Annotated in this window: 12 protein-coding genes; 8 read left to right on the plus strand and 4 right to left on the minus strand. The window is 67.3% G+C overall.

The window, feature by feature from the left end; translation table 11 throughout:
* Positions 1 to 9: 9 nt before the first annotated feature.
* Positions 10 to 687 carry a DUF3348 domain-containing protein gene (locus tag ACREPD_RS12420; RefSeq protein ID WP_431599639.1) on the minus strand — a complete coding sequence of 226 codons (678 nt, stop codon included), beginning with the start codon at positions 685 to 687 and terminating at the stop codon, positions 10 to 12.
* 183 nt (positions 688 to 870) lie between these two features.
* Between ACREPD_RS12420 and ACREPD_RS12425 the strand changes: the two genes are divergently transcribed.
* The 4 genes from ACREPD_RS12425 (at position 871) to ACREPD_RS12440 (ending at position 5,871) form a co-directional block, all read left to right on the plus strand.
* Positions 871 to 1,281: a host attachment family protein gene (locus ACREPD_RS12425; RefSeq protein WP_431599627.1), complete on the plus strand. Its 411-nt coding sequence runs from the start codon at positions 871 to 873 to the stop codon at positions 1,279 to 1,281.
* Positions 1,282 to 1,287: 6 nt separating this feature from the next.
* A complete protein-coding gene (locus tag ACREPD_RS12430) occupies positions 1,288 to 1,611 on the plus strand; it encodes a thioredoxin family protein (protein WP_431599628.1) in 324 nt (107 codons plus the stop codon).
* Positions 1,612 to 1,924: 313 nt separating this feature from the next.
* The gene (proP, locus tag ACREPD_RS12435) at positions 1,925 to 3,436 is read left to right on the plus strand and encodes a glycine betaine/L-proline transporter ProP (protein ID WP_431599629.1); all 1,512 of its coding nucleotides are present in this window, start codon (positions 1,925 to 1,927) and stop codon (positions 3,434 to 3,436) included.
* A gap of 131 nt (positions 3,437 to 3,567) precedes the next feature.
* Complete coding sequence (locus ACREPD_RS12440; RefSeq protein ID WP_431599630.1) at positions 3,568 to 5,871, plus strand: GH92 family glycosyl hydrolase; 2,304 nt, start codon at positions 3,568 to 3,570, stop codon at positions 5,869 to 5,871.
* A gap of 6 nt (positions 5,872 to 5,877) precedes the next feature.
* Here ACREPD_RS12440 and ACREPD_RS12445 read toward each other — a convergent pair whose 3' ends face one another.
* Entirely contained in the window at positions 5,878 to 6,606 is a 729-nt protein-coding gene (locus tag ACREPD_RS12445; RefSeq protein ID WP_431599631.1) for an SOS response-associated peptidase, read from the minus strand.
* Positions 6,607 to 6,709: 103 nt separating this feature from the next.
* On the opposite strand from ACREPD_RS12445, the gene ACREPD_RS12450 reads away from it, so the two are divergent.
* A complete protein-coding gene (locus tag ACREPD_RS12450) occupies positions 6,710 to 7,507 on the plus strand; it encodes an AraC family transcriptional regulator (protein WP_431599632.1) in 798 nt (265 codons plus the stop codon).
* A 15-nt stretch (positions 7,508 to 7,522) separates the two neighbouring features.
* Here ACREPD_RS12450 and ACREPD_RS12455 read toward each other — a convergent pair whose 3' ends face one another.
* The gene (locus ACREPD_RS12455) at positions 7,523 to 8,761 is read right to left on the minus strand and encodes an MFS transporter (RefSeq protein WP_431599633.1); all 1,239 of its coding nucleotides are present in this window, start codon (positions 8,759 to 8,761) and stop codon (positions 7,523 to 7,525) included.
* Between the two features lie 218 nt (positions 8,762 to 8,979).
* Between ACREPD_RS12455 and ACREPD_RS12460 the strand changes: the two genes are divergently transcribed.
* The 3 genes from ACREPD_RS12460 (at position 8,980) to ACREPD_RS12470 (ending at position 12,185) form a co-directional block, all read left to right on the plus strand.
* On the plus strand, positions 8,980 to 10,344 hold the full coding sequence (locus tag ACREPD_RS12460) for an XAC2610-related protein (protein ID WP_431599634.1): 1,365 nt from the start codon (positions 8,980 to 8,982) through the stop codon (positions 10,342 to 10,344).
* 66 nt (positions 10,345 to 10,410) lie between these two features.
* Positions 10,411 to 10,833 carry a DUF2231 domain-containing protein gene (locus ACREPD_RS12465; protein WP_431599635.1) on the plus strand — a complete coding sequence of 141 codons (423 nt, stop codon included), beginning with the start codon at positions 10,411 to 10,413 and terminating at the stop codon, positions 10,831 to 10,833.
* Positions 10,830 to 12,185, plus strand: a complete 1,356-nt coding sequence (locus ACREPD_RS12470; protein ID WP_431599636.1) for a PQQ-dependent sugar dehydrogenase — start codon at positions 10,830 to 10,832, stop codon at positions 12,183 to 12,185. Before ACREPD_RS12465 ends, ACREPD_RS12470 begins: the two co-directional genes overlap by 4 nt.
* 70 nt (positions 12,186 to 12,255) lie before the next feature.
* On the opposite strand, the gene ACREPD_RS12475 is transcribed toward ACREPD_RS12470, so the two are convergent.
* A partial coding sequence (locus ACREPD_RS12475) for a lanthionine synthetase LanC family protein (protein WP_431599637.1) occupies positions 12,256 to 12,645 on the minus strand: 390 nt, incomplete at its 5' end.

Raw genomic sequence — 12,645 nt, forward strand, 5'->3', positions numbered from 1 at the left:
ACAGCCCGGTTAGTGGGGGCGAAGCGCTGCAAGCAGGCCTTCGATGGGGTGAAAACGAACATCCAGCTCCGCCAGCAGCACGGCCTGCATGTCCTTCCTGAATATCTGCAGCCAGGCGCTGTCAGGATCGACATCGCTGCTGCCACTGTCCTCGCGCAGGCGCTCGAAATGCGCGCCCAACAGCGCCGGCACGCTTGCCAGCAACTGCTGCTCGCGCGGGCTCAGCGCCTGTTCCATCACCGCGTCCACCTCGGCCAGCCGCGGCAGCTCGCCCGGTCCGGCGGCCAGCTGGTCGCGCAGCAGGCCGCGAAGACGGCCGGTGGCGGTCAGCATGGCGCGCTGCACGTTCAGGCAACGCTGCCGGTAGGCGATCGCATCCACCGGAACCGGCTTGCCGGCCGGCGTCGGCTGGTTGATGGTCTCGACCAGCGTGGCGCGCACCCGTTCACACTCCAGCGCGAGCCCGTCTACCGCCGACGGCGCGTCGTCCGCCGGTGCCGGCAGGCGGCCGTCGAGCGCGCGCGACAGCGCCACCGCCCGGGTCCAGTCGATCCACTGACTGAGCCGATCGGACAGGTCGGGGCCGGTGCGCGGGGCAGCGCGGTCGGCCAGCGCCGCCAGCAACCGTATGAACGGCGGGCCGGGGACAGGCGTGCGGTGCGGCTTTTTCGCCATGGTTCCGGTCAAAACGGCGAATTTTACACCGGAATGACAGCCGGCCTCCCTGAACGCCGCGGCGGGCCGGCCCAGCGCGCCCGGCACGACGCATCCACACCGCGTGAACACGCCCGTATGCATCGCGCTTACATCGGTTTGCCTACGGTGGGGGCGGGCCAAGACATCGCCCGTTTTTTCCACAAGGAGTCCACCATGCAGCAGATCCCCGAAGGTACCTTGGTCGTCGTGGCAGACGGCGGCTCGGCCCGCGTCTTCACCAATGTCGGCAACGGACGCACGCTGCAGCTCAAGCAGCACGAGGAACTGCAGATCCAGGACATCAGCGCGCAGGGGGTGTCCGGCCAGGGTCCGTCCGGCGCGGTGCCCAAGGACATGAGCATCTCCCAGCTCAACGAAGCCACCTTCGCCAAGCAGCTCGCGCAGCAGTTGAACGACGACGCGCTCAACAACCGTTACAGCCACCTCATTCTCATCGCCGATCCCAAGACGCTGGGCCACATCCGCCCGCAGCTGCACAAGGAAGTCGAATCGCGCCTGCTGCGCGACATCGCCAAGGACCTGACCAACGCACCGCTGGAAGACATCCAGCGTGCCTTGAGCTGAGCCGCCATGGCCTACACCCGCGATTACGCTGCACAGGAACCGGCACGCCCGGCGATCGACGCGCACGCCGGGTGGCTGCTGCTGGAGTTCGGCGCGCCGTGGTGCCCCCACTGCGTCGGCGCGCAACCGGTGGTGCAGCAGTGGCAGGCTGAGCATGCGACCGATCACATCAAGATCGAGGACGGCAAGGGGCGCCCGCTGGGGCGCTCCTTCCACGTCAAGTTGTGGCCCACGTTGATCCTGCTGCACAACGGCGAAGAAGTCGCGCGCGTGGTGCGGCCGCGCGAAGCGGACGATCTGCTTGCATTGACGGCGTTGCGCGAACGCTGAGATGCCTTGAAAAACGGCGCAAGGAAAACAGGCGAAAAACTGCATGAAACGCAGCGTTTCCACGTGATTCTGCTCTGAAAAAGGCTCGAAAATCGTGCATGTGCTAACATGCATCGCTTGATTGTTGCCTCGGGCCACCGCCCGCCTCACGGTCATCCATCCTGCAGCGTCGCTGTGTCCACGCGGCCGTCCGGGATCGTCTGTTGAAGCCCCTTCTTCGCGCATCGTGCCGCGTTCTTACGGAGGCGGTTGCTTTCCCGTGCCTTGCGCGGGACCTCGGGCGTTGCGGTGACCACGCTCCCAGGAGAAGCAGATGCAGGACCTGCATGCCGCACACGCCCATTTCGGCTGGTTCAAACGCCGCCGCCAGATGAAGGTGGATGAAGTCACCGTCGTCGACCGCCCCATGCTCAAGAAAGCAGTCGGTGCCGCAGCGCTCGGCAATGCGATGGAGTGGTTCGACTTCGGCGTGTACGGTTACCTCGCCGTGACCCTGGGGCAGGTGTTCTTTCCCGCGAGCAGCCCCACCGCGCAGCTGATCGCCACGTTCGCCACGTTTACCGTCGCCTTCCTCGTCCGCCCGCTCGGCGGCCTCGTGTTCGGCCCGCTCGGCGACCGCTACGGGCGGCAGAAAGTGCTCGCCTTCACCATGATCCTGATGGCGCTGGGTACCTTCAGCATCGGCCTGATTCCGTCCTACGCCACCATCGGCATGTGGGCGCCTGCGCTGCTGTTGCTGGCGCGGCTGGTACAGGGCTTCTCCACCGGCGGCGAGTACGGCGGTGCGGCCACCTTCATCGCCGAGTATTCCACCGACCGCAACCGCGGCCTGATGGGCAGCTGGCTTGAATTCGGCACGCTGGGCGGTTACATCGCCGGTGCGGCCACCGTCACCGCGCTGCACATGGCGCTGAGCAGCACCCAGATGCTCGACTGGGGCTGGCGCATTCCGTTCCTGGTCGCCGGCCCGCTGGGTCTGCTCGGCCTGTACATGCGCATGAAGCTGGAGGAGACCCCGGCATTCCGTGCCTACGCCGAGGAAGCGGAGAAGCGCGACCACGAGCGCCCGGGTCTGGGCGCACTGCTGCGCGTGCATTGGCCGCAGCTGCTCAAGTGCGTGGGCCTGGTGCTGGTGTTCAACGTCACCGACTACATGCTGCTCACCTACATGCCCAGCTACCTGAGCGTGACCATGGGATATGCCGAGAGCAAGGGCCTGCTGCTGATCATCATCGTGATGCTGGTGATGATGCCGCTCAACGTGGTGGGCGGGTTGTTCAGTGACCGCCTGGGGCGCCGGCCGATGATCATCGGCGCGTGCATCGCGCTGTTCGCGCTGGCCATTCCGTGCCTGCTGCTGGTGGGCAGCGGCAACGACTGGCTGATCTTCCTTGGCCTGATGCTGCTGGGGCTGGCGCTGGTGTGCTTCACCAGTTCGATGCCGTCCACCCTGCCGGCGCTGTTCTACACCCCGGTGCGCTACAGCGCGCTGTCCATCGCGTTCAACGTGTCGGTCTCGCTGTTCGGCGGCACCACGCCGCTGGTCACCGCGTGGCTGGTGCAGCGCACCGGCGACCCGCTGGTGCCGGCGTACTACCTGATGGGCGCCGCCGTCATCGGCATCATCACCATGCTGTTCGTCAACGAGACCGCCAACCTGCCGCTGCGCGGCTCCCCGCCGGCCGTGGCCAGCGAGGCCGAAGCGCACGCCCTGCTGCGCAGCGACGAACCGGTCACCGTAGACGCCACCCAGCCGCGCCTTCTGACCGACGGGCGCCGGTATGACGAACGCGTCGCCACGCGCCCGGGCGCTACCGCGACGTAACGGGGCACCCCGCCGACACCCCCGCGCCGCAACATGCGGCGCGGCCTTATACGATGCTAGGATCAAACATCCTTGAATCGATCTAAATCCATATGAGCAGAGCGGGGAAGTCGGGGTTGGTGGCATTGGCCATGGGCGCCATGCTGGTGGCAGGCGGGGCAACAGCGGCCCCACAAACCGCAGGCGAACGCGCCTACGCGGCAGTGGATCCCTTCATCGGCACAGGCGGCGAAGGCCACACCTACCCCGGTGCCACGGTGCCGTTCGGCATGGTCCAGCTCAGTCCCGACACCCGCATCCAGCCGCGCGAAAAGGCCTATGGCTGGGCGGCGGGCTACCGCTATGACGACACCAGCATCGTCGGCTTCTCGCACACCCATTTCTCGGGCAGCGGCCATTCCGACCTGGGCGACGTGCTGGTGATGCCGTTCACCGGCGACCCGGGACTGGAGCGCGGCGATCCGGAGAAGCCGCGCAGCGGCTATGCATCGCGCTTCGACCACAAGGACGAAAAGGCGGAGCCCGGGTACTACGCGGTCACCCTGCAGGACTACAAGGTCCGCGCCGAACTGACGGCCAGCGCCCGCACCGGCGTGCATCGCTATACCTACCCGAAGGGCGAGTCGGCCAAGCTGCTGCTCGACCTGCGCACCAGCCTGTATGACTACCCGGGCAAGATCCTGTGGTCGCGCCTGCGCCTGCACGACGACGGCACCGTGACCGGCTTCCGCGAGACCCGCGGCTGGGCGCCGGGGCGGCAACTGTATTTCGCCATGCGCTTCTCGCGTCCGCTCACCGGCCACGCGCTGCACAACACCGAAACCGACATCGCCTACAAGGGCTTCCCGCCGCCGGGGCAGAACAACCCGGAACAGCGCCCGCAGATCGAAGGGCGCCAGTTGGTGGGTACGTTCGAATTCGGCAAGCTCGACGCGCCGCTGGTGGTGAGCGTGGCGATCTCGCCGGTGAGCGAGGCCGGCGCCATCGCCAACCTCGATGCCGAGGCCAAGGACCAGAACTTCGACCGCGTCCGCGCCGAAGCGCGCACGCAGTGGCAGCAGGCGCTGTCCGTGTTGGACATCGACGCCCCCGCGCATGACCGCCGCAGCGCCTACACCGCGCTGTACCACAGCCTGCTCGGCCCGACGCTGTTCATGGACAGCGACGGCCAGTACCGTGGCTCCGACAACGCCGTGCATCGCGCCGAGGGCTACACCAACTACTCGACGTTCTCGCTGTGGGACACCTACCGTGCGCTGCATCCGCTGCTGACCCTGGTGCAGCCGGAGAAGCGCACCAGCGACATGGTCAATTCGCTGCTGGCCCACCAGCACAACAGCGCGTACGGCATGCTGCCGGTGTGGGCGTTCCATGGCCAGGAAACCTGGTGCATGATCGGCTACCACGCCGTACCGGTGATCGCCGACGCCTACGTCAAGGGCATCCGCGGCTTCGATGCCGACAAGGCGCTGCAGGCCATGGTCGCCACCGCCAACTACGGGCCGTACGACGGCATCGCCCAGTACCGCGAGCTGGGCTGGGTGCCGATCGATGAAGAGGGCGAAGCGGCCAGCAAGACGCTGGAATATGCGTTCGACGACTGGACCATCGCCCGCATGGCCACGGCCATGGGCAAGACCGATATCGCGACGACCTTCGACAAGCGTGCCGGCAACTGGCGCCACGCCTTCGACGAAGAGACCGGCTTCATGCGCGCGCGCAAGCGTGACGGCAGCTTCCGCACCCCGTTCGATCCCAGCGCCAGCGGTTACGGCACCGACTACACCGAAGGCAACGCGTGGCAGTACTCCTGGTACGTGCCGCAGGACGTGGCCGGCCTGGCCGAGGCCCACGGTGGCGCCGAAAAGCTGCTGGCCCGACTGGACGCGGTGTTCGAGGCCAAGGTAGACCCGTCCATCTTCGAGCACATGGAAGACATCACCGGCCTGATCGGCTGGTATGCGCACGGCAACGAACCCAGCCACCATGTGGCCTACCTGTATTCGTACGCCGGGCAGCCGTGGCGCACCCAGGCGCGGCTGAAGCAGATCATGGACACCCAGTACGCCGACCGTCCCGACGGCCTGGCGGGCAACGACGACCTGGGCCAGATGTCGGCGTGGTATGTGTTCACCGCACTGGGCTTCTATCCGGTGGCGCCGGGCAGCGCCGAGTACATCATCGGCCGTCCGTTCCTGCCCAAGACGGTGCTGAACCTGCCCAACGGCAAGACCTTCAGCGTCACCACCGACGGCATGGGCAAGGGCCACGAATACGTGGGTTCAGTGACGCTCAACGGCAAGCCGCTCAACCGCACCTTCCTGCGCCACGCCGAGATCCTGGCCGGTGGCGAGCTGCACTTCACCCTGCAGGCCGAGCCCAACAAGGCCTGGCCGGGGCAGGGCGCGGAACAGCCGTATTCGATATCGCACTGACGCCGCTCAGCTGTCCTCGTCCCATCCATCGCCGTCCCCATCCATCGGGGGCGGCGATGTCGTTTCCAGGTCCGGGTCAACCGGCTCCAGCAGCGTGTAGTCATCGCGCTTGAGATCGCGGAAAGCGCGCCCGACCGGGTAAGCCTCTAGTGCGGGTGAGCGCACCCTCAGCGAGGCAGGCGTGTTGGCGGCACCGGAAAGCCATGCCAATGCCATCTCGGCGGGCAGGAATACCGGCCCATCCGGTGTCAGCGGTTCCGGAATGGCGCGGTTGGGCGCGGTGAGCACGCTGAAGGAGTCCATCGCGTGGCCTTCGCCATCCTCCCAGTGCTCCCACAGGCCGGCCGCCAGCAGGGCGAGACCATCGCGCCGCTGCACGAACAGCGGCCACGGCGGCCGGCGCTGCCGGTCCAGCTTGTAGTACCCGGTCATCGGGATCACGCAGGGGCGTTCGGCCCAGGCCTTGGCGAAGATGCGGCTGCCGGGCGCCCGATCCAGCCGGGCGGTGACCGTGGTGTACGGCGTATCAGGCGTCTTCGACCAGCGCGGCACCAGCCCCCACACCATGTCGGTCACGATCAGCTCGCCATCGGCATTGCGGGCCAGCACCGATGCCGTCGATCCCTTGCCGATGTTGTAGCGGTCCGGCGCGGCGGCCACGGCGGTGGCGAGCTCGCGCGGCAGTCCCTCGGGGACCGATTCCGGCTCGGCAATGGCTTGGGCAAAGCGACGCATGCCGGCAGCGTAGAACGGGAGGCGTGAGCATGCGGTTGAGCGGCGGCGCGTGCGGCGCGTGCGGCGCTAGAGTCAACCGGTGGTTGTTGCGCGGTATCTCCCCATGGTTCATCGAAAGAAAGACATCCCGCCGGTGCAGGCCGCCGGCCAGCGCCGGCCACTGGGGCCCGAATCCGCCGTGCTGTGCCGGGCGAACGACTATGTGGCCGGCACGGTCATCCCGCTGCACCACCACCCGGACCGCCATCAGCTGGTCTATGCGGCGTCCGGCGTGCTGGTCGTGCAGGCGGGTGCGGGCCGCTGGGTGGTGCCGAGTACGCGTGCGATCTGGATGCCGGCCGGCGTCGGCCACAAGGTGAGCTGCATTGGCGCCGTGCGCATGCGCAGCCTCTACATCCAGCCCGGCGCCATCAAGGATGCGGCGACCCGCGCGGCGACCGTTTCCATTACCCCGTTGCTTGCCGAGCTGATCGGCGCTGCCGCCAAGGTGGTGCATCCCTATGCGGCGCACTCGCGCGATGGTCACCTGATGCAGCTGATCCTGGACGAACTGCAGGCGCTGCCGGTGCTGCCGTTGCACGTGCCACAAGCGGCCGATCCGCGTCTGCGGCAGATCAGCGACTACTGGGAAGCGGCGCCCGATGATGCATCCACCGTGCAGGACTGGGCGATGCGGCTGGGCGTGGACGCCAAGACCATCCAGCGCCTGTGCGCCCGCGAACTCGGCATGACCTTCGGGCAATGGCGCCAGCAGGTCCGCCTGGTCCGCGCGCTCGAACGCCTGGCCCACGGCGACAAGGTCATCGACGTGGCGCTCTCCCAGGGCTACGCCAGCCCGAGCGCCTTCACCGCCATGTTCAAGAAGCGGTTTGGCCAGTTGCCCAGCCAGTTCTTCCTGTAACGCCGACGGTACGAATCACCGCGACGTCTTCGGCAAAAACGCCGTAGCCAACCCCAGCAACGGCAGGAACGAGGTGAAGTGGTACACCCACACGATGCCGTGGATGTCGGCCAGCTTGCCCAGCCCGGCGGCGCCAATGCCACCGATACCGAACATCAAGCCGAACATCAGCCCCGACACCATGCCCACGCGCCCGGGCACCGCCTCCTGCGCATACACCACCAGCGCGGCGAACGCCGACGACATCACCAGCCCAATGGCCACGGCCAACGCGGCGGTGCCCATCAGATTGGCGTAGGGCAGGGCGAGCGCGAACGGCGCCACGCCGAGGAATGAAATCCAGATCACCGCCTTGCGCCCGATCCGGTCGCCCACCGGGCCGCCGACGAAGGTGCCCAATGCGATCGAGCCCAGGAAGATGAAGAGATACATCTGGCTCTGCTGCACGCTCAGGTGGAAGCGTTCGATCAGGTAGAAGGTGAAGTAGTTGGTGAACGAGGCGATGTACACGAACTTCGCGAACATCAGCACGGCGATCACCGCCACCGCCTGTACCACCTTGCCGCGACTGAGCCCGATACCGTGCGAGCGGCTCAGGGTCTTCATCTTGGCCTGGCCATGGCGCACGGTCCAACCGGTCAGCCGGAACAGCACGCCGATCGCCACCGCGGCGATCAGCAGGAACCAGCCGATGGCCCGCTGGCCATGCGGGATGACCACGGCCGAGGCCAGCAGCGGACCAATCGCCGAGCCGGTGTTGCCACCCACCTGGAACGTGGACTGCGCGGTGCCGAAGCGCCCGCCCGAGGCCATCCGCGCGACACGCGATGCTTCCGGATGGAACGTGGCCGACCCGATTCCCACGATCGCCGCGGCGACCAGCAGCATTTCGTAACTGCCGGCCACGGCCATCATCGCGATGCCGATGAAGGTGGCGACCATGCCCGAGGGCAGCAGATAGGGCAGCGGGCGCTTGTCGGTGTACATGCCGACCCACGGCTGCAGCAGCGACGCCGTGATCTGGTACACCAGCGTGATGATGCCGATCTGGGTGAAGCTCAGCGCGAACTGGCTCCTGAACATCGGGTACACGGCCGGCAGCAGCGCCTGGATCATGTCGTTGAGCAGGTGCGCGAACGCGGCGGCACCGACGATGCGGATCGCAAAGCCCTGATGGGCAGTGTCGCTGGCGGCGGGCAGTACAGGCGAAGCGGGGACGGCGGGCGAAGCGGGCGGCGCGGTTTCTGTGCTCATGGGACCATTCAACAACAGCAGTGGCCCTGGCCGGCCATGCCGCCGGGTGTCCGGCACATGCTCCAGCCCGGACCGGGTGGGGGACAAGCGGAGCAAGAGAGTAGGCCGGTCGCAGGGCGCCGTCTCGCGCGATAGGGACCACTATCGTCGCGATACGGACATTGCGCCGTGTCGCTACTGCTGTACCGTGGCGTGCCTGCCCGCCACGTGATTGCTGCATGAAAGCCCGCTACGCCGCCTTGCTGCTTGCCACCCTGATCACCCGTGCCGAGGCGGGGCCGCTGCTGCAGCCGGGCATCTACCAGCGCATGCCCCAGGCGACCGATACGGATGCAACGGCACCGCCGCTCGCAGGCGAGGTCAATCACGACACGGTTTCCGCCGCGATTCCAGACGCGGCGAAGGTGGGTTACGCCTTCGTGTCGCGCGATCAACGCGATGCCATGAACAAATTGGTGTTCGTCACCGATGCGGCGTACCGCTACGACATCAACAGCGCCAACCGGCTGTGCCCGGCCTATGCGTTTCCGGACTGGAACGAGCGTTCCGATGCACAGCCCTTCTGCCGTACCAACATCGGCAGCGCCGACAGCGAGGCGGCGCTGGCCTGGACCGAGCAGGCGTTCACGGTGCGCTGGGCGGACAAGAAGACGCTGATCCGGACCGAAGACATTCCCGCCACCCGCAAGCCAACGCCGGACGAAATCGGTGCCTGTGCGGTTAGTGGCGTGTGTTCGCCCGAAGCGTACGGCAGCGCGCTGCACCACTACCAGGTCACCCACGCTCGCGACGGGTTCGTGCTGCAGGCGCCACGGCCCTATATCGACGTGTTCGCCGCGACTGTGGATACGCCGGTCTACGCAAATGCGGAAGCAGGCAAGGCACGGGGCACGCTTGCCGCAGGCCGCTATGCGGGTGTGCTCAGCTGGGGGCCCGAATGGATCCGCATCGAGGAAGTGGCCGCCGACGGTTCGCCCACGCCCGGCTGGATCCGCCGGGACGATCTCGCCGTGGGGGAGGTGCGTGTTCCGCAACAGGCGGCGACCGCCGGTCTGCGCTTCGTGCTGGCCTTCTCGCCCACCGACGACGACGCATCGCTGCTGCAGTCCATCGACATCCTGGACGCCACGACCGGCGAGCGCCGGCAGATCCTGCGCGACATCGATGCCGAGCCGCTGATCGCCGGTGCGGAGGTGCTGCAGCTGGTGGACGCGAACTTCGACGGCTGGCCCGACCTCAGTGTTCCGGGCTATTCCGGCGGGGCAGGCCCCAATGCCACCCGCAACCTGTACCTGTTTGACCCCGCGTCCCAGGCCTTCGTGTTCGATCCCGCGCTCTCGAGCCTGCCGCAGCTGGACATCGACCCGGCCACGCGCACCCTCACGTCCTCCTCGCGCGGCAGCTGCTGTTCGCACGCAAGCGAGACCTATCGCTATGTGGACGGGCAGCTTCTGCAGGTGGGCAGCTGGGACGAATCGTTGTCGGCCGATGGCGAACACCTGCAGACCACGGTGGGCACGCTGCGCGACGGCAAGATGGTGTATCGCACCCGTACACGGAAACTGCCTGCCGATTGGCGCTGAGCGCATCAAGGCCCCGTCACACCGGCGGTGGCAGGATAGCGGTTGCATTCCCCTCCGGAGACAGCCGTGTCCTCAACCACCGTCGTGACCCGCCATTGGGTCATCCATCCGTTCCATGCCGCCGTGCTCGGCGGGGTGCTGCCGCTGTTCCTCGGCGCGCTGCTGGCCGACTACGCCTACTGGAACACCTATGAGATCCAGTGGAGCAACTTCGCCTCCTGGCTGCTGGTCGGTGCGATGGTCATGACCACCCTTGCCTTGCTGTGCGGGTTGATCGGACGCGTTCGCGGCAGCCGCAACGGCTTCTACGTCATCGTGCTGGCGGTTACCTGGATCGTGGGCTTCATCAACTCGCTGCACCATGCACGCGACGCGTGGGCGATCATGCCTGCCGCGCTGCTGTGGTCGGTGATCGTCACGCTGCTGGCACTGCTGGCAACCTGGTTGGGCTTTGCCAGCGTCCGCGTTCGCGTGGGAGGTGTCCTGTGAACCACGCAACCCCGAAGATCCTGGCAGTATCCGCCCTCGCCATCGCGCTGGCCGCGTGCAGCAGCAAGGCGCCGGACATGAACCAGCTGGGTGCCAATCCGGAACTGCCCAAGCCCCATCGCGGGGTGATGCCGGACATGACCATCGCCCAGCCCACCGCCTGGGGCGACCAGGTGCCGACCGTGCCGGCCGGCTACAAGGTCTCGGCCATCGCCACGGATCTTGCCATTCCCCGGCAGACCCTGGTGCTGCCCAACGGCGACATCCTGGTGGCCGAAGGCCGTGGCGGCAGCGCGCCCAACCTCAAGCCCAAGGACGTCATCGCAGGCAAGATCAAGGCCAAGGGCAACACCCAGGTGAAGAGCGGCAACCGCCTGACCCTGCTGCGCGATGCCGACGGCGACGGTGTCTACGAACTGAAGACGGTGTTCGCCGACAAGCTCAACGCGCCGTATGGGCTGGCGCTGGTCGGCAACGCGCTGTACGTGGCCAATCAGGACGCCCTGGTGCGCTTCGACTATGCCGAAGGCCAGACCAAGGCCAGCGGTGCGCCGGTCAAGGTCACCGACCTGCCGGCGGCGATCAACCACCACTGGACCAAGTCGCTGGCCGCCAGCGCCGACGGCAGCCATCTGTACGTGGGCATCGGCTCCAACAGCAACATCACCGAACGTGGCATGGCGGCCGAAATCGATCGCGCCCAGGTCTGGGAGATCGATGCGCAGACCGGCGCGCACCGCACCTACGCCAGCGGCATCCGCAACCCCACCGCGTTGGCGGTGCAACCTGGCACCGGCGTGCTGTGGGCAGTGGTCAACGAGCGCGACGAGATCGGTCCCAACCTGGTGCCCGATTACCTGACCTCGGTGAAGGAGGGCGGCTTCTACGGTTGGCCCTACAGCTACTGGGGCAAGAACGTGGACCGCCGCGTCATGCCGCAGAACCCGGAAAAAGTCGCCTCGGCACTCGCGCCGGATTACGCATTGGGGTCGCACGTTGCCGCACTGGGCGTGGCGTTCGCCAACCCGGCGGTGGGCGGAAACTTCACCGACGGCGTATTCGTGGGCCAGCACGGCAGCTGGAACCGCGATCCGCCGGTGGGCTACAAGGTGGTGTTCGTTCCGTTCCGTGACGGCAAGCCGGCCGGCGAGGCCGTCGACTTCGCGACCGGCTTCCGCACCGAAGACGGCAAGACGCGCGGTCGTCCGGTGGGTGTGACTGTGGATCCGCGCGGCGCGGTGATCGTGGCCGACGATCTGGCCAACACCATCTGGCGAATTGTCCCGACCGTCGCACCGGCTGCACCCACTGCATCGGCTGCCGCACCCGCAGCAGCACCACCCACCCCGTAGCGCCAGGCCCTGCCTGGCTGCCCCAACCAACGCGCCTGCGGCATGCCGCCGCAGGCGTTGGGGTGCGCCATCAAGCCGTATCCAGCGCCGGCTGCTCCTGCAGTGAAGGCGCCGGCATTGCCGTTGCGCCGCAACTGCGCTCCAACAACAGTGGCGAGGGCAGCGTGCAGTCGGGATGCATGCGGCTGAACCCGTAGATCGCGCCGGCCAGCCCGATCATCAGCCCGGGAGTGAACGCGGCGCGCGTCAGCCCACCCACCATGCCGTTGTGTTCTTCGATCGACGAGATGATCTCGGCGGCGGCAACGTCGACCGGATAGGGGCAGCCCTCCGGATCCACTGCCGCAGCGCGCACCAGCAGCTCCCGCGTGGACAGGTCGCCATGGCACAAAGTGTGGCTGAAGCCCTGCCTGGCTGCCCCAACCAACGCGCCTGCGGCATGCCGCCGCAGGCGTTGGGG

The organism is Stenotrophomonas sp. (assembly GCF_050737075.1).
In the GTDB taxonomy this organism is placed as follows: domain Bacteria; phylum Pseudomonadota; class Gammaproteobacteria; order Xanthomonadales; family Xanthomonadaceae; genus Stenotrophomonas.

Coding starts and splice junctions, on each gene's coding strand:
- ACREPD_RS12460 (WP_431599634.1), top strand. CDS start 8,980: ATGAAAGCCCGCTACGCCGCCTTGCTGCTTGCCACCCTGATCACCCGT.
- ACREPD_RS12455 (WP_431599633.1), bottom strand. CDS start 8,761: ATGAGCACAGAAACCGCGCCGCCCGCTTCGCCCGCCGTCCCCGCTTCG.
- ACREPD_RS12430 (WP_431599628.1), top strand. CDS start 1,288: ATGGCCTACACCCGCGATTACGCTGCACAGGAACCGGCACGCCCGGCG.
- proP (WP_431599629.1), top strand. CDS start 1,925: ATGCAGGACCTGCATGCCGCACACGCCCATTTCGGCTGGTTCAAACGC.
- ACREPD_RS12445 (WP_431599631.1), bottom strand. CDS start 6,606: ATGCGTCGCTTTGCCCAAGCCATTGCCGAGCCGGAATCGGTCCCCGAG.
- ACREPD_RS12450 (WP_431599632.1), top strand. CDS start 6,710: ATGGTTCATCGAAAGAAAGACATCCCGCCGGTGCAGGCCGCCGGCCAG.
- ACREPD_RS12425 (WP_431599627.1), top strand. CDS start 871: ATGCAGCAGATCCCCGAAGGTACCTTGGTCGTCGTGGCAGACGGCGGC.
- ACREPD_RS12440 (WP_431599630.1), top strand. CDS start 3,568: ATGGGCGCCATGCTGGTGGCAGGCGGGGCAACAGCGGCCCCACAAACC.